Source organism: Myxococcus vastator (assembly GCF_010894475.1).
GTDB classification, from domain to species: Bacteria; Myxococcota; Myxococcia; order Myxococcales; family Myxococcaceae; genus Myxococcus; species Myxococcus vastator.
This window is the reverse complement of the sequence record NZ_JAAIYB010000164.1, coordinates 1-16,299: the sequence shown is the minus strand read 5'-3', so window position 1 is coordinate 16,299 and position 16,299 is coordinate 1. Positions and strand designations below refer to the sequence as shown.

16 protein-coding genes are annotated in these 16,299 nt (G+C 70.2%); 11 read left to right on the top strand and 5 right to left on the bottom strand.

From position 1 onward, the window contains the following. The coding region (locus G4D87_RS17810) for a serine protease family protein (protein WP_240358365.1) at positions 1 to 311 on the bottom strand (311 nt) is incomplete at its 3' end. Between the two features lie 578 nt (positions 312 to 889). Between G4D87_RS17810 and G4D87_RS17805 the strand changes: the two genes are divergently transcribed. Then, positions 890 to 1,213 (top strand): hypothetical protein, encoded by a 324-nt coding sequence (locus G4D87_RS17805; protein ID WP_163783263.1) that lies wholly within the window; start codon positions 890 to 892, stop codon positions 1,211 to 1,213. A gap of 31 nt (positions 1,214 to 1,244) precedes the next feature. Here the strand turns inward: G4D87_RS17805 and G4D87_RS17800 are convergent, their stop codons facing one another. Continuing rightward, entirely contained in the window at positions 1,245 to 2,492 is a 1,248-nt protein-coding gene (locus tag G4D87_RS17800) for an alpha/beta hydrolase family protein (RefSeq protein WP_163783262.1), read from the bottom strand. A 199-nt stretch (positions 2,493 to 2,691) separates the two neighbouring features. On the opposite strand from G4D87_RS17800, the gene G4D87_RS17795 reads away from it, so the two are divergent. The 7 genes from G4D87_RS17795 to G4D87_RS17770 all read left to right on the top strand — a co-directional run bounded on the left by G4D87_RS17795 (position 2,692) and on the right by G4D87_RS17770 (position 8,645). Continuing rightward, positions 2,692 to 3,678 (top strand): siderophore ABC transporter substrate-binding protein, encoded by a 987-nt coding sequence (locus G4D87_RS17795; protein ID WP_163783261.1) that lies wholly within the window; start codon positions 2,692 to 2,694, stop codon positions 3,676 to 3,678. 12 nt (positions 3,679 to 3,690) lie between these two features. Next, positions 3,691 to 4,653 carry an ABC transporter permease gene (locus tag G4D87_RS17790; protein ID WP_163783260.1) on the top strand — a complete coding sequence of 321 codons (963 nt, stop codon included), beginning with the start codon at positions 3,691 to 3,693 and terminating at the stop codon, positions 4,651 to 4,653. After that, positions 4,643 to 5,611: an iron chelate uptake ABC transporter family permease subunit gene (locus G4D87_RS17785; RefSeq protein WP_163783259.1), complete on the top strand. Its 969-nt coding sequence runs from the start codon at positions 4,643 to 4,645 to the stop codon at positions 5,609 to 5,611. The genes G4D87_RS17790 and G4D87_RS17785 overlap by 11 nt, the downstream gene beginning before the upstream one ends. Next, positions 5,608 to 6,366 (top strand): iron ABC transporter ATP-binding protein, encoded by a 759-nt coding sequence (locus G4D87_RS17780; protein ID WP_163783258.1) that lies wholly within the window; start codon positions 5,608 to 5,610, stop codon positions 6,364 to 6,366. The genes G4D87_RS17785 and G4D87_RS17780 overlap by 4 nt, the downstream gene beginning before the upstream one ends. 144 nt (positions 6,367 to 6,510) lie before the next feature. Further along, positions 6,511 to 6,594: a cittilin family RiPP precursor gene (locus tag G4D87_RS40245; protein WP_225888965.1), complete on the top strand. Its 84-nt coding sequence runs from the start codon at positions 6,511 to 6,513 to the stop codon at positions 6,592 to 6,594. A gap of 118 nt (positions 6,595 to 6,712) precedes the next feature. Continuing rightward, positions 6,713 to 8,065, top strand: coding sequence for a cytochrome P450 (locus G4D87_RS17775; RefSeq protein WP_240358364.1), 1,353 nt, complete (start codon positions 6,713 to 6,715; stop codon positions 8,063 to 8,065). Beyond that, a complete protein-coding gene (locus G4D87_RS17770; protein WP_163783257.1) occupies positions 8,049 to 8,645 on the top strand; it encodes a class I SAM-dependent methyltransferase in 597 nt (198 codons plus the stop codon). Before G4D87_RS17775 ends, G4D87_RS17770 begins: the two co-directional genes overlap by 17 nt. Before the next feature lie 124 nt (positions 8,646 to 8,769). Here the strand turns inward: G4D87_RS17770 and G4D87_RS17765 are convergent, their stop codons facing one another. Continuing rightward, entirely contained in the window at positions 8,770 to 9,657 is an 888-nt protein-coding gene (locus G4D87_RS17765; RefSeq protein ID WP_240358363.1) for a LysR substrate-binding domain-containing protein, read from the bottom strand. Positions 9,658 to 9,787: 130 nt separating this feature from the next. Between G4D87_RS17765 and G4D87_RS17760 the strand changes: the two genes are divergently transcribed. Continuing rightward, complete coding sequence (locus tag G4D87_RS17760; RefSeq protein ID WP_163783256.1) at positions 9,788 to 10,495, top strand: glutathione S-transferase family protein; 708 nt, start codon at positions 9,788 to 9,790, stop codon at positions 10,493 to 10,495. 40 nt (positions 10,496 to 10,535) lie between these two features. Here G4D87_RS17760 and G4D87_RS17755 read toward each other — a convergent pair whose 3' ends face one another. Continuing rightward, complete coding sequence (locus G4D87_RS17755; RefSeq protein ID WP_163783255.1) at positions 10,536 to 11,771, bottom strand: RNA polymerase sigma factor; 1,236 nt, start codon at positions 11,769 to 11,771, stop codon at positions 10,536 to 10,538. 18 nt (positions 11,772 to 11,789) lie between these two features. Beyond that, the gene (locus tag G4D87_RS17750; protein ID WP_163783254.1) at positions 11,790 to 12,152 is read right to left on the bottom strand and encodes a YciI family protein; all 363 of its coding nucleotides are present in this window, start codon (positions 12,150 to 12,152) and stop codon (positions 11,790 to 11,792) included. Positions 12,153 to 12,316: 164 nt separating this feature from the next. On the opposite strand from G4D87_RS17750, the gene G4D87_RS17745 reads away from it, so the two are divergent. Next, positions 12,317 to 13,189 carry an ABC transporter ATP-binding protein gene (locus G4D87_RS17745; RefSeq protein WP_163783253.1) on the top strand — a complete coding sequence of 291 codons (873 nt, stop codon included), beginning with the start codon at positions 12,317 to 12,319 and terminating at the stop codon, positions 13,187 to 13,189. After that, positions 13,179 to 16,299: ABC transporter permease/M1 family aminopeptidase (locus tag G4D87_RS17740; RefSeq protein ID WP_163783252.1), on the top strand; the 3,121-nt coding region annotated here is incomplete at its 3' end. The genes G4D87_RS17745 and G4D87_RS17740, both read left to right, overlap by 11 nt.

Here is a 16,299-nt window from a genome sequence, read left to right as displayed (position 1 = left end):
GGCAGGGCCAGCCCCGGGAACTCCGCCGCAGTGCCCGTGTACACCAGGCGCGTGCCGCCCCGGAGGACCTCGAACTCGAAGGACGAGGGCGCGCCGGTGCGCCAGACGAAGAGGATGTCCGACGGGCGGGAGATCTGCCTCGTGTTGATGCGCACGATGACGTCGTTCTTCTGGAAGGGCCAGAACGCCACCGGGGACGACTCGGTGACGACCACCGCGCTCACGTCATGCACCGTCTTGAGTTCGACCACCAGGCTCGCGCCATTCGCCTGCATGGAGACACGGTCGGTCGTGGTGCTGGCGGAGCTCATGGTGGCCGCCCTTTCACGCGAGGACTTCGCGGCGTGACTCGTACCTGCGCTGGCCACGAGCAAACCCAGAATCAGGATGGGACTGTTCAGCGTCTTCATGGGCCCTGCCCTTTCAGACCACCGGCATGGACAGCAGACTTCACGGCTGCGACATGAAGCAACGCGTGCAGAGATAATCCAGCCACGACTAGCGGTCAAACCACGACAGCCCGAATGTGAACACAGCCATGCCACACCCGCACGGCGAGGCGCGCAACGACGGGATGAAGACCTCGTTGTTACATTCCATGTCACAACTGGGACTTTCCCGACACCGGGTGCGACCGCGTGCGTCGAGCCGCGCGCCAGGGAGCGCGGAGGGCGAACGCCCAGTGCAAGTCACTGGCGGGACCCCGGCACCTCCGTGTGAATCACATACATCCCCACACGCGTGCTCCCCCCAGAGCAGCTTCGAAATCTGCGCTCCCACTGCAAAGCATCAATGTGATTGTCATCCGCGGTCGCACCTGGCATGTGCTTTCGGGGACTGCCGGGGATGAGGCATCATCCCTGGCTTCCACTCCTGGAAGGAACCAGCCATGAATATCTCCCGTGCCATCGCCTCGCTGACCGCCTGTTTCTCCTTGTCGCTCGTCGCCTGCGGTGGGGCGGAGGTCTCCATGGACATGCCCGAGGGTGAGGCCCCCGTCAGCGTGGAGCAGGGCCTCGGCTACCCGCCGCACTGTCCGAACGGAGACCTCATCTACTGGCTCGAGAACGTGCAGGCCTGCACGCCGAAGTGCGGAAACACGCGTCAGAGCGGCCAGCCCGCGACCCAGTACGCGGCGTGTCAGTCCAATATCTCGGGCACGCGCACGCTCATCAACGTGCGCTACTGCATCCCCGACTGCGACCTGCTGTGAGGAGACGTCCAGCCGGGGCACGGCGTGCGCGCTAATGCACCCGGCGGCCGAGCCGCTCCGCGAAGAAGTCGAACATGCGCACCTCCGTGAGCGTGCGCCCCAACGGCTGGCAGTGGAAGTTCGCGCCGTCCTGGCGGGTGAAGCGGGCCAAGGCCTTCTCACCCGGCAGCGCGCGGTAGAGCGCCTGGGATTGTCCGGGCCAGAACTGCTCATCCTCCGGTTCGGTGATGAGCAAGGGCGTGGTGATGCGGTCCACGACGTCGCGCAGGTGATAGCGCCCCACCTCCGTGAAGGTGTCGAAGGGCGTCCGCGTGCCATACGGCCTGCTGCGAAAGGCCAGCACGCGCGCCAGCACCGGGTCCACGTCCGCCTCGCGCATGGCCTCGTTGAACGCCTCCCGCGCGCCCGAGCGCAGCAGCGCCACCAGCTCCGGCGGCAGGTTCGACGTCCACGACGTGGAGACATCCATGACGCCCGGGTCCACCACCGCGGCGACGAAGCGGTGCTCGAAGGCCAGCGCCCGGGGCAGCCAGAAGCCCGCCTGACTGATGCCGTACGCAAGCAGGGACTGGGCCTCCACGTCCGCGCGGGCCACCAGCGTGTCCACCACCGGGGTGAGCACCGCCTCCCAGTCAGGACGGAAGGGAAGGCCCCGCTCGAACAGCACGGACTGCTGCCCGGGGCCGTCATAGACGAAGGCATTGAAGCCACGCCGCAGCGCGCCCGCCACGCCCGCGCCCCAGAGCGCCGTGAGCGACCCGTCACTGCCATTGGTCAGCACCAGCGTGGGCCGGGGCGCCCCGGTGGCGTCGGGCCGGAGCAGGTACCCGGGGAGCGTCCCGCCCTCATAGGGCACGCCCACCCGCAGGAAGCGGCCCTCCGAATGGAGCACGACGGCCTCCCAGCACTTGCGGTGCAAGGAGAAGGTGGGCGCCAGCACCCGCGGGTCCGCCATGCCGGTGGTGAAGACCAGGGCCCGTGAATAGGCCTCCGACGCGGCCAGGAAGCACCCGCGTGCCCGCTCCGCCTGCCCCAGGGCGGCGCTCGCCTCCGCCTGCGCGCGCAGCCGCTCCGCGCGGGCGCGCCAGGCCAGGAACCAACCGTCCGCGCTGCCGTCCTCGATGGCCGCCAGCGTCACCAGCACCTGGCCGATGTCCCCCACCCCCTGCGCCGCGAGCCCGAGCGCCAGCCGCGCCTCGAAGTCGAAGTCCGGGTCCCCGAAGAAGCACGCGGGAATGCCCGGCTCGGGGTGGGTACTGGTCGTGGGTGCCTCGCCCATGGCGTCCTCCTCCCGTATCCCCCCAGCGGCAACGTCCTACCGCCGCGCCCGGATTCAAACAGCCGGCCTGACGGCCCGAAGCCCGGTCCGAGGGACCGCCCCGGACAGAAGAAGCACCCAGGCTTTGACGCTGCGGACGTAAGCACCTATGATGCGCGACTGATTCGCAGAATCAAAATCACCCTTTCCAGCGACCACCGTGAGTCCATCCAACAGGCGTTCCCTCCCGCTCTTCGTCCTGCTTTCCGTCGTCGTCGTGCTGGCCGTCCTGTGGGTGGGCGTGAGGTTCCAGCGCCCGGACGCCGCCGCGTCCACGCCCGCCGCCCAGGCCGCCGCGCCGGAGGGCCGCACGGTGACGCACGGACAGGGCACCACCGTCGTCCCGCTGAAGCCGCGGCGGGTGGTGGTGTTCGACCTGGTGGCGCTGGACATCCTCCAGGCCCTGGAGGTGGACGTCCACGGCGTGGCGGGCGACATGTTCCCCCGGCACCTGACCCAGTTCCGAGACGCGAAGTACCCGCGCATGGGCACCCTGTTCGAACCCGACTACGAGGCCCTCCAGGCCGCGAAGCCGGACCTCATCATCACCGGGGGCCGCTCCAGCGCGAAGTACGCGAACCTGTCCCGCATCGCGCCCACCATCGACGTGCCGATGAGCGGCAAGGACTACATCGCCTCGGTGATTGCCAACACGGAGCTGCTGGCCAGCGTCTTCGGCAAGGAGGAGAAGGCGCGCGGCCTGATTGAGGCGCTGCGCAAGTCGGTGGCGGACCTCCAGCAGGTGACGGCGGCGCGCGGCAAGGGCCTGGTCGTGCTCGTCACCGGCGGGCGCATGAGCGCCTACGGTCCGGGCTCGCGCTTTGGCGTCATTCATGGTGACTTCGGCGTCCCCGAGGCCGCCGAGGGCCTGCGCACCTCGCTGCACGGCGAGTCCATCAGCGCGGAGTTCATCCGGGAGAAGAACCCCGACTGGCTGTTCGTCATCGACCGGGACGCCGCCACCGGCCGGAAGGAAGGCAATGCCCGGCAGGTGCTGGACAACGAATTGGTGCGGCAGACGACGGCCTGGCAGAAGAACCAGGTCGTCTACCTGGACCCCGGCGTCACCTACCTGGCCGGCGGCGGCATCCAGTCCGTCAAGCAGCTGCGCGACCAGGTCGCGAATGCCTACGCGCAGGCCCAGTAGTCCGTTTCCGCCGTGAAGCGCGCGTTCGCCGCGGCCGCCGTCCTCGTCACGTTGGCGGTGGTCAGCCTCCTGATTGGCGCCAGTGACGTGTCCTGGCGCGCCCTCTTCGCGCCCGAGCCGGATGAGCGCGCCCTCCAGGTGCTGGTCATCAGCCGGCTGCCGCGGCTGTTCGCCGTCATGCTGGCGGGCACGTCCCTGGGCGTCGCGGGCCTCATCATGCAGATGATTGCCCGCAACCGCTTCGTGGAGCCCACGACGGCGGGCACCGCGGAGTCCGCCAGCCTGGGCCTGCTGACCGCCGCCCTGCTGGCGCCCGGCCTCCCGGTGCTCGGGAAGATGCTGGTGGCCACCGGCTTCGCCCTGGCGGGGACGGCGCTGTTCCTGCTGGTGCTGCGGCGCATCCCCCTGCGCTCGGCGCTCATCGTCCCGGTGGTGGGCCTGATTCTGGGCGGCATCATCGATTCGGCGACGACCTTCTTCGCCTACCGGTACGACCTGCTGCAGACGGTCAACGCGTGGACCACGGGTGACTTCTCCACCGTGCTTCGCGGCCGCTACGAGCTGCTGTGGGTGACGCTGGGCCTCACCTGCGCCGCCTACACCGCAGCGGACCGCTTCACCGTGGCCGGCATGGGCGAGACATTCACCACCAACCTGGGGCTGAACTACCCGCGCATCGTCGCGCTGGGGCTGGTCATCGTCTCCCTGGTCACCGCGATGGTGGTCGTCACCGTGGGCATGATTCCGTTCCTGGGCCTGATTGTCCCCAACCTGGTCAGCATGGTCATGGGCGACAACGCGCGCAGGTCCATTCCCTGGGTCGCGGTGAGCGGCGCTGGCTTCGTGCTGCTCTGCGACATCGTGGGCCGCGTGGTGCGCCACCCGTATGAGATTCCCGGAGGCACCATCGCCGGCGTCATCGGCAGCGTGCTCTTCCTGTACCTCCTGCTGAAGCGAGGCGCCCGTGTCGGCTAGCGCCCCGTCCGTCAGCCCCCTGCGGCCCCTGCTCGGCTTGGGTTGCGTGGCCGTGGCCTTCATGGCCCTGTTCATGCTCGTCGACGTGAGCGGCCCGTGGGACTTCGTGCTGCCCTTCCGCGGGAAGAAGGTCGCCACCGCGTTGCTGGTGGGCTACGCCGTCGCGGTCTCCACGGTGCTCTTCCAGACGGTGACGGGCAACCGAGTGCTGACGCCCGCCATCATGGGGTTCGACTACCTGTACGTGCTCATCCAGACGTGCCTGGTGTTCTTCCTGGGCTCCACCACCGTGGCGGGGCTGGACCCCCGGGTCCTCTTTGGCGCGGAGGTCATCATCATGGTGGCCTTCTCCGCCATGCTGCACGGCTGGCTCTTCGGCATGGCGCGGGGCAACGTCCACCTGCTGCTGCTCACCGGCGTGGTGATGGGCGTGCTGTTCCGGAGCCTGTCGTCGTTCGTCCAGCGCGTCATCGAACCCAACGAGTTCATCTTCCTGCAGGACCGCTTCTTCGCGAGCTTCAACGACCCGGAGCACGAGCTGCTGCTGCTCTCCGCGGCGCTGACGCTGGGGGTCTCCGTGCTGGGCCTGCGGCTGCTGCGCGCCTGTGACGTCCTGGTGCTGGGCCGGGAGGCCGCCATCAACCTGGGCGTGGACTACCCGCGGACGGTGTCCTGGGTGCTGGCGCTGGTGGCCATCCTGGTCGCCGTGTCCACGGCGCTGGTGGGGCCGGTGACGTTCCTGGGGCTGCTGGTGGCCAACCTCGCCTACGCGGTGATGCGGACGTACAAGCACGCGTTCGTCATCCCCGCCGCCGCGCTCATCGCCGCCATCGCCCTGGTCGCCGGGCAGCTCATCCTGGAGCGCGTCTTCCGCCTGGACACCAATCCCCGGGTCATCATCGAGTTCGTCGGCGGGGCGGTGTTCATCGCGATGCTCATGAGAAAGGCCACGAGATGATCGAGGCGAAGAACGTCAGCAAGCGCTACGGCGAGACGCTGGTGGTGGATGGCGTCACCCTGCGCCTGCCCGTGGGCGGCATCACCTCCATCATCGGTCCCAACGGCGCGGGCAAGTCGACCCTGCTGTCCATGATGAGCCGGGTGATGCCCATGTCGTCGGGCAACGTGCTGGTGGACGGGCTGGACGTCACCACCACGCCCGGAGACACGCTCGCGAAACGGCTGGCCATCCTCCGGCAGGACAACCACCTCACCGCGCGGCTGACGGTGCGCGAGCTGGTGGCCTTCGGCCGCTATCCGCACACCCAGGGCCGCCCCACCGCGCAGGACCGCGAGCACGTGGAGCGGGCCATTGAACACATGGGGCTGAGCGCGCTCGCCGACCGCTTCCTGGATGAGATGTCCGGCGGCCAGCGTCAGCGCGCCTTCGTGGCCATGGTGCTCTGCCAGGACACGGACCACGTGCTGCTGGACGAGCCGCTCAACGGCCTGGACCTGAAGCACGCGGTGTCCATGATGAAGCGGCTCCGGCACGCCGCGGACACGCTGGGCAAGAGCTTCGTGCTGGTGCTGCACGACCTCAACTTCGCCTCCTGCTACTCCGACCACATCGTCGCCATGCGCGACGGCAAGGTCGCGTTCCAGGGCCGCCCGGAGGACATCATGCGCTCCGACGTCCTGCGCGCCATCTACGAGCTGGACATCTCCGTGCAACAAATTGACGGCGACTGGATTGCCACACACTACAGGTGAAGGCGCGGTGCGGCGCGTCTGGGATGCACGGGGTTTCCACTAATCACAGACACTTGCACTGCCTTATCGGGCTGTGCCACATTTCACCGCGCTGGCCATGACGTCAGCAGACAGCAAGACGCCACCTCAAACCAGGAGTTCGCCATGAAGAAGGCCCTGTACTCTTTGGCTGTGCTGATGCGGTTTGCTCGCGCGGACAAGCTCTCCGCCCCGTATATCTATTACTAGTCAACAGCCGTCAGGCACTGTGCCCTGACGGCTGGGTCGCAAGAGCTGGTCGACGCGGGTGGAGCGCATGGTTCGCTCCGCCTGCGCCAGCGGCAGTTCCCCCCTCCAGGACCCTTTCATGCCACAGGTGCGCCTTCCGCCGGGGCCCAAGGGCCACTTCATTGCTGGCAACCTGGTGGCGTTCTCCGAGGACCCGCTGGGGTTCCTCACCCGCTGCGCCAGGGAGTACGGCGACGTGGTGCGCCTGGGGAAGCGCAACTTCCTCCTCAACCACCCGGACCTGATTGAACGCGTCCTCGTCAACGGCGACGGCAACTTCGTGAAGCTCGCCGGAGTGGGCCAAGGCAAGCGTCACAAAGGCGGCTTCCCCGAAGCGATGATGAACAGCGAGGGCGAGGACTGGCTGCGCAAGCGGCGCTTCGTCCAGCCCGCGTTCCATCGCAAGCACGTGGCCGCGTGTGGCGACACCGTGGTGGCCCTCACCGAGACGATGCTCCAGACGTGGCGCCCGGGCGACGCGCGGGACGTGCACGCGGACGTGTCCGCGCTGGCGCTCGACATCGTCAGCCGCTTCCTCTTCCACACACCCATCGACGACGAGGCCCGCCACGTGGCCGCCGCCGTGGACGCCGTCATGCGGCACACGGACAGTCCCCTGCGCCCGCCCATCTGGGTGCCCACGCCCACCAACCTGCGCCTGCGCCGGGCGCTGGGCCGGCTCAACACGCTGCTCGCGACGCTCGTGCGCCGCTACCGGGAGCAGCCGGAGTCGCGCACGGACCTGCTCGCCCTGCTGCTGTCCTCGCCGGAGCCCCTCTCCGAGGCCCAGCTGCGCGACGAGCTGGCGACGATGATCATGTCCGGCCACGAGACGACGGCGGACGCGCTCGTGTGGGCCTGGTACCTGCTGGCCCAGCACCCGGAGGCCGAGGCCCGGCTGGTGGCGGAGCTGGAGACGGTGCTCGGGGGCCGGCTTCCTGGCGCCGAGGACCTCCCGCGCCTGCGCTACACGGAGGCGGTGGTGAAGGAGGCCATGCGCCTCTACTCACCCGCGTGGATTACCAGCCGGGAGGCGCTGCGCGACTGCGAGCTCGGTGGGTTCCACGTCCCGGCGGGGACGATGCTGGCGGTGAGCCAGTGGGTCACCCACCGCGACGCGCGCTACTTCGACGCCCCCGAGTCCTTCCGTCCGGAGCGCTGGCTGTCCGAGGACGCCCAGCGCATGCACCGGTACGTCTACTTCCCGTTCGGCGGCGGCCCCCGGTTCTGCATCGGCTCGGCGCTGGCCATGATGGAGACGGTGCTCATCACCGCGTGCACGGCACGGCGGTTCCGGCTGGAGCTGGCACCCGGCTGCGTGGTGCGGCCCCGTCCGGCGCTCGCGCTGCAGCCGCTCGGGGTCCGGCTGATTCCGCGGCACCGCTCACACAGGACACAGGAAGGCGAGGTGCGGCATGCGGCGGGTGCCTGAAGGGGCAGCGGTCCGGCGCGAGTTCTTCCGCTCGGCATACCTGCTGGGCGCGCCCTGGGACATCGGACGGCCCCAGCGGGCCTTCGTCGACCTGTGGGAGGCCGGCGAGATTTCCGGCGAGGTGCTCGACGTGGGCTGCGGCTTCGCGGAGAACGCCCTCTTCCTGGCGGCCAAGGGCCTGACGGTGTGCGGCGTGGACATGATGGAGCCGGCCATCCAGCGGGCGCGCGAGACGGCCCGCCTGCGCGGGCTCGACGTGGACCTGCGCGTGGGCAACGCCCTGGAGCTGGGCACGCTGGGCCGGCGCTTCGACACCCTCCTCGATTCGGCCCTGCTCCACGTCTTCGAGCCTGGAGACCGGCCCGCGTTCGCCGCCAGCCTCGCGAGCGTGCTCCGGCCCGGCGGGCACTACCATGCGCTGTACTTCCGCGACGGGCCGCGCGCCGTTCCACCGGAGGCCCTGAGCGCTAGCTTCGGAGAAGGCTGGCGCGTGAAGTCCCTCCGGGAGGCGCACTACGAGCAGACCGACCCGGAGGGCGCGCGGGCCTGGCTCGCCACCATCGAGCGGGTGGCGGCGTAGGCGAAGGAGGCCAGGCGGCGCGGGGTAGCGCGGCAAGTACGCCTGGAACCAGGAGCGACCTGGCGGTCCGCGTACCGGCGCGCCGCGCCCAGCGGTGGCCGCTGCGCGCTCCCGGTGCTGAAGCTCACGCCTCGTCGGCCTTCGCCATCAGGAAGTCAATGACGGCGCGCACGGCGGGCAACTGGCCTCTGCGGTGTGGCGTCAGAAGCGTCGTCGTCACCGTGCCAGCGGCCCACGCCGGCAGCACGCGCGTCAGCCGCCCCGCCTCCACGTCCGCGCGCGTGAAGGACTCCGGCAGGCAGACGACGCCCAGCCCCGCGGTGGCCGCCTTCAGCAGCACCAGCGACTCGTCGGCGCTCATGCGCACCCGAGGCACCACCGTGACGGCCTCACCGGCGCGCCCGCGCAGCCTCCACTCGGTGGCCATGGCGCTGGTCAGGAGGCCGTCGTGTTCGCCCAGGTCCTCCGGCCGGCGAGGCTTGCCGCGCCCGGACAGGTAGCCGGGCGAAGCCACCAGGATGATGGGCTCCACTGACAGCCGGCGCTGGACCAACCCCGAGGCAGGCAATGGCGCGAAGTGGCTGCGCACGGCGATGTCGAAACCCTCCTGCACCACGTCCACGAAGCGGTCCGTCGCGTGGAGCTCGACGCGCACCTTGGGATGGGCGAGCGCCAGCGACGGCAGCCGGTCCGCGAGCTGGAACTGCGCCGTTGGCACCGACGTGGTGATTTTCACCACGCCACGAGGCTCCACTTGCCGGCGGCGCACCACGCTCTCCGCGGCCTCCGCCTCAATCACGACAGCGCGGGCATGGTCCAGGAAGTCCCGCCCCACGTCCGTCAACGTGAAGCTCCGCGACGTGCGCTGAATCAACCGGGCGCCCAGCCCGTCCTCCAGCTCCGCCACCCGCTTGCTCACCGTGGACTTGGGAATGCCCAGCCGCCGCGCCGCCGCGGCGAAGCCACCGCTCTCCACGGCCTGGACGAAGAGCTGGAGGTCGTTGAGATTCAAGGGCCGCGCCTCATCGTCCACGGGTGTGGACCTTGCGTTCGCGTTCCGCTGTCTACACGGCGCGCGCTTCCACGGCCATCTTGTCCTCATCGAAGGCATCGCGCCTTCCGCTTCGGACAGGAGATTCACCATGGAACTGCCCACCCTCTTCTACGGCATCCCCTCTGGCTGCTCGTTCGGCTCCATCGTCGCGCTGGAATGGCTGGGCCGGCCGTACCAGCTGTGCCGCATCGCCATGCCGGAGGACGTCACCACCGCGGACTACCGCCGCATCAACCCCGTCGCGGAGACGCCTACCTTGATGACGGAGACAGGCGCGCGCATCAGCGAGAGCATGGCCATCCTCAACCACCTGGGCGCGCGCGGCGTGGACACGGGCCTGTCCTTCGCGCAGGGCACCGAGGGCTTCGACCGCCTGAACCAGATGCTCGCGTACCTGAACACCACCTTCTTCGGCGCCTTCTCGCCGCTCTGGTACGCGCTGGAGCACGCCGACCTGCCGGAGTCCGACAAGCAGGCCCTGCGCACCTACGGAGCCCGCGGCGTGCTCACAGCGCACGCGAAGCTGGAGGCGATGCTGGGCGACCAGCCATGGCTGCTGGGTGACCAGCGCACCCTGGCGGACGCCTACTTCATCGGCATCGCCCGGTGGACCCGGTACCACGACGTGCTGGACCGCCGCGACTCCCCGAAGCTCCAGGGCCTCTTCGAGCGGCTGGAGGCGGACGAAGGCGTGCGCTTCGCCCACGCCATTGAAAAGGGCGAGACGCCCCGGGGCAACGGCGCGTTCCAGGGACACATCCTCCTCGCGGAGGCCCTGCGACGCCTGCCCGACTGAGCCGCGACGGTGGCCGCGACACCTTCAGGTGCCAGGCCCTTCACTCCGCCAGCAGCTCGCGCAGCCGCGCTTCCAGGAAGTGCCGCTCGGGCGCGGTGCGGACCAGCGCCAGCGCCCGCCGGTAGGCACTCACGGCCTCCTCCTTGCGCCCCAGCCGCCGGAGCAGGTCCGCGCGCGCGGCCGGCAGCAGGTGGTAGTCCGCCAGCCGTCCAGAGGCCTCCAGGTCGTCCACCAGGGCCAGCCCGTGCTCGGGGCCACGAGCCATCGCCACGGCGGCGGCATGGTTGAGCGCCACCACGGGCCCCGGCGTCAGCACCACCAGCCGCGCATACAGCGCGGCAATCTGCGCCCAGTCGGTGTCCTCGGCGCGCGGCGCCTGGGCATGCAGCGCCGCGATGGCCGCCTGCACCGTGTACGCTCCCCGGGCGCCCATGGCGAGCGCGGCCTCCAGCTCCGCCAGTCCTTCGTCCCGCTGCGCGCCATCCCAGCGCGAGCGGTCCTGCCGGTCCAGCAGCACCAGCCCGCCATCGGCCGCCACGCGCGCACGGCGACGGGAATGGTGGAGCAGCATCAGCGCCCGCAGGGACGCCACCTCCGCGTCGTCCGGGAGCAGCGAGCGCGCCAGCCGGGCCAGGCGCAGGGCCTCCTCGCAGAGGTCCACCCGCAGCAGCGCCGGCCCGTCCGTGGCCGCGTAGCCCTCCGAGAAGACGAGGTAGAGCGTGTGCAGCACGCCCTCGGTGCGCTCCGCCAGCGCCTCGGGCTCCGGGATGACGTAGGGGATGCGCGCGGTGCGTATCTTCCGCTGCGCGCGCACCAGCCGCTGGGCCAGCGTTGCGGGCGACACGAGGAAGGCGCGAGCAATCTGCTCCGTCGTCAGCCCGCACAGGCAACGAAGCGCGAGCGCCACCTGGGCCTCGGGCGACAAGGCAGGGTGACAGCAGGTGAAGAGCAGCCGCAGCGAATCGTCAGGCAACGCCTGCCAGCCGGCGCCGTCCACGGATGGCGCCGCCGCCTCCAACTCGCCCACGCGCGCCTCCAGGCGAGCGGACCGCCGCATGCGGTCCACCGCCTTGTTGCGCGCGACGCGCATCAGCCAGCCGGCCGGCTCGCGCGGCACGCCCTCGCGCGGCCACTGCGTCAGGGCGGAGGCGAAGGCGTCCTGCACCACCTCCTCCGCCGCGCCGAAGTCGCCGTCCAGCACGCGGATGAGCGTGGCCACGATGCGCCCGTAATCCTCACGGTGCGCCCGTTCAAGCATGGAAGCGGTGTCCATCATCCCGCGCGGAGCCCGGCGTCAGTCCTGGGGCATGGTGAATTCGCGCACCGGCCGCACCTCGATGGAGCCGCTGCGCGCGCTGGGGATGCGGGACGCGATGCCAATGGCCTCGTCGAGGTCCCTGGCCTCCACGAGAAAGAAGCCGCCCAGTTGCTCCCGCGTCTCCGCGAAGGGGCCGTCGGTCGTCAGGCGCTTGCCGTCGCGGATGCGCACCGTGGTGGCCGCCGCCGTGGGCTCCAGCTCCTCGCCCGAAAGGAAGTGCCCGCTCCGCTGGATGGCCTCCGTGAAGGTGCCGTACTCGCCCAGCACGCGCTGGACCTCCGCCTCCGACAGCGTCTCGGCGGCCTTCTCGTTCTCGTAAATCATCAGCAGGTACTTCATGGGTCAGTGCCTCCTTTCTTCCATGGTCGAACGGAACCCCCGTGAATCGACCGCCTTTTCACGGGGAATTTCTTTTCAATTTCCGGCCGCACCCAAACGACCGCACGGCGCAATCGCGCTTCGGATGGACCGTAGCCGGGGGGACTCTCGACACTCCGGTCCCCATGCTCCGCATCTCCGCCGTCTCGAAGACCTACCCCCATGGCGTCCGAGCGCTCCAGGACATCGACCTCACCATCGGCAAGGGGCTCTTCGGACTGCTGGGCCCCAACGGCGCGGGGAAGTCCACGCTCATGCGCATCCTGGCCACGCTCCAGGCGCCAGACACGGGACAGCTCCGCTTCGACGGTGTCGACGTGCTCGCGGACCCACAAGCGCACCGGCGGCACCTGGGCTACCTGCCCCAGGACTTCGGCGTGTACCCCGGCGTGTCCGCCGTGGAGCTGCTGGACCACCTGGGCGTGCTCAAGGGCCTGACGAACGCGCGCCAGCGCCGCGAGCAGGTGGACGCGCTGCTCCAACAAACCAACCTCCACGCGCACCGGAAGAAGGCCGTCAGCGGCTTCTCCGGGGGCATGCGGCAGCGCTTCGGCATCGCGCAGGCGCTGCTGGGCCAGCCCCGGATGCTCATCGTCGACGAGCCCACCGCGGGGCTGGACCCGGAGGAGCGCAACCGGTTCCACAACCTCCTCAGCGAGGTGGCGGAGGATGTCGTGGTGCTGCTGTCCACCCACATCGTCGAGGATGTCCGCCAGCTCTGCCCCCGCATGGCCATCCTGTCCGGAGGCCGGGTGCTGCGCGAAGGCATTCCCGACCAGCTCGTCGGCGAGCTGACGGGCCGCGTGTGGCGCAAGACGGTGGAGAAGCGCGAGGTGCCCGCCCTCCGCGCTTCCCGGACGGTGCTCTCCACGCAACTGGCGGGTGGCAGGACGGTGCTCCGGGTGCTGGCGGACGAAGCGCCCGCGCCGGGCTTCGAATCCGTGCCGCCGGACCTGGAAGACGTCTACTTCGCCGCCCTGGTGGGACATGGCCGGTGAGCTGCTTCGCTTCGAGTGGCGCTTCCAGACGCGCCAGGCCGCCTTCTTCGTGGCCGTCGCCGCCTTCCTGGGAATGGCGTTCGTGTTCGTCGGCACGGGCTACGGCCCGGACAACGCCCACATCAACTCCCCGGCGTCCGTCATGCAGTCGCTGGGGTTCCTGTCGCTGTTCTCCAGCTTCGTGCTCAGCGCCTTCTGCGCGAACGCCGCCCTGCGCGACAGCGAGCACCGGATGGAGGCGCTCGTCTACGCGACGCCCATCTCCAAGCTCACGTACCTGTCCGTCCGGCTCGCGGGCGCGCTGCTGGCGGCGCTCGCCGTGTTCACCGTCGCCGCGCTGGGGCTGATGCTGGCGCCGTGGGTCCTCGACGTGGACCCGGAGCGGCGCGCGAGCTGGGAGGTCCTCCGCTACGCCTGGGCGCTCACCGTCATGGTGCTGCCCAACCTGCTCTTCGCCGCGTCGCTGCTGTTCGCCGTCGCCACGCTGACGCGCAGCGCGCTGGCCACCTACGTCGGCGCCGTCTTCCTCTACGCGCTCTATTTCGTGGGCGCGCTGCTGGGGGACTCCCCCTTGATGGCGGGCGCCGCGCCGCAGACGTCGGAGGCCGTGGCGCGCGCCGCCCTGCTGGACCCGTTCGGCCTGTCCGCCTTCTTCGCCCAGACGCGCTACTGGACCGAACACGAACGCAACACCCGCCTGCTCGGCCTGGAAGGTGCCTTCCTGCACAACAGGCTCCTGTGGCTGGGCGTCTCCGCCGGGGTGCTGGCGTTCGTCCACCAACGCTTCGCCTTCCGCGCGGCGTCCGGCGCGAAGCCCCGGCGCATCCAGCCCGAGGCGGCGGCCCCAGGCCGCGTCCCCTACCGCCCCGTGGCGGCCGACCGCGACGAGGGCACCCGGTTCCGAGCCGCCCTGGGGTCCACGCTGAAGGTGGAAGCAGGCTCCATCCTCACGAGCCGGGCCTTCCTGGCGTTGATGGCGCTCTGGGTCTTCGTGCTCGGCATGGAGGTCGCCGCTAGCGCCACGCAGGCGGAATACGGCACACGGCTGCTGCCCACCACGGGGCTGCTGCTGCAGGCCATCCATCCGCCGCTGTTCCTCTTTGGCTCGCTGTGCCTGGTCTACTTCGGCGCCGAGCTCGTCTGGCGGGAGCGCGTCGTCCGCCTGAGCGAACTCCTGGACGCGACGCCCGCCTCCAGCGCCGTGTTCTACCTGTCGAAGCTGGCGGTGCTGGGCCTGCAGGTCCTCGCGCTGACCGCCTCCGCGGTGGGCATCGCGGTGCTCTTCCAGCTCACGCGAGGCTACCGGCACCTGGAGCCGGAGCTGTACCTGTCGCTGCTGTACTTCACCGGGCTGCCGCTGCTGCTGTTCGCGGTGGCGGTGCTGTGGCTCCAGACGCTGAGCCCCCACCGCTACGTGGGGATGTTCCTGGGCCTGCTCCTGGCGTTGGCCATGCGGCAGGGCGGCCTGGTGGGGCTGGAGCACGGGCTGCTGCGCTATGCGAGCGGGCCGCCGCTCCGCTATTCGGACATGAATGGCTTTGGGGCCGGGGTCCACGGCTTCAACGCGTACATGGTGTATTGGAGCGCCCTGGCGGGGGCGCTGGGGCTGCTCACCTGTGGCCTGTGGCGGCGCGGCGTCAGCCCTCCGCTGCGTGCACGCTTCGCGGCCCTTCCTCGGGAGTGGGGACGGCGAGGCGTGACGGCGGTGGCGGCGTGTCTGACGCTCTTCGTGTTGGCGGGAGGCTTCATCTTCCACGGCACGAACGTGCTCAACCGCTACGAGACGCGCGCCCAGCTCGCGGATTGGAAGGCCGACTACGAGAAGGCCTATCAGCGCCACGAATCCCTCCCCCAGCCCAGCATCGTCGCCGTGAAGGCCCGCGTCGACCTGTACCCCGAGGAAGCGCGCTATCGCGCGACCGGCAGCTACGTGCTGGAGAACCGGACGCGAGCGCCCATCCCGCGGGTGTGGCTCTCCGTGCGCCGCGACGCGCGCCACGCCACACTGGCGTTGCCGGGGGCCCGGCAGGTCCACCACGACAGCCGCTTCGGCATGGCCGCGCTCGAGCTGGACACGCCCCTGCCGCCCGGCGCGAAAACCGAGCTCACCTTCGCGCTCGAGCTGGCGCGGCGGGGCATCCGCGACGAGGCACGCGACACCTCCATCGCCGCGAACGGCTCGTTCATCTCCAACCTGGAGGCCTTTCCCGCCATTGGATACCGGAAGGGCTACGAGCTCGTCGACGAACGGGAGCGGCGCCAGCGAGGGCTGCCGGAGACGCCTCGGGTGGAAGCGGAAGCCGAAGGCGACCTGGGGCTCGCGGAGGGCGGCGGGGGACAGCGCACCTGGACCACCCTGGACCTGACGGTGTCGACCGCGGACACCCAGCTCGCGGTGGCCCCAGGCGAGCTGCGGCAGACGTGGCACGAGGGGGACCGGCGCGTCTTCCGCTACGTCATGGCGCGCCCCATGCTCAACTGGTTCGCCATCGTCTCCGCGCGCTACGCGGTGAGGAAGGCGCGGCACCAGGGCGTGGACGTGGAGGTGTATTACCACCCCGGGCACGCCCACAACGTGGAGCGGATGCTGCGCGCGGCGACGCGCTCCCTGGACCTGCTCGGGGCCCAGCTCGGCCCCTATCCCCACCGCCAGCTTCGCATCGTGGAGGTGCCTGCCACCTGGGGCTTCGGCGCGCTCGCGCTGTCGAACACCCTCTACACCCCCGAGCACCGGGGCTTCCTCACGGACCCTGGCGAGCAGGGCACCGTGGACCTCATCACCCGGCGCATCGCGCACGAAGTGGCGCACCAGTGGTGGGGACATCAGGTCGACCCGGTGAGCGGCCCCGGCGGGCTGCTCATCACCGAGTCCCTGGCGAAGTACGCGGAGCAGCGCGTGCTGAGAGCCACCCACGGCGAGGCCCAGGTGCGTCAGGTGCTGGCCTTCGACCTGGACCGCTACCTGCGAGGCCGCGCGGAGGAGGACGGCGAGGAACCGCCACTCCTCCAGACGAGGGATGAGCCCTACCTTTATTACGGCAAGGGCGCGGTGGTGATGAGGGCGCTGGAGGACCTGCTCGGTGAGGCCGCGCTCGACCGGGCCCTGCGCG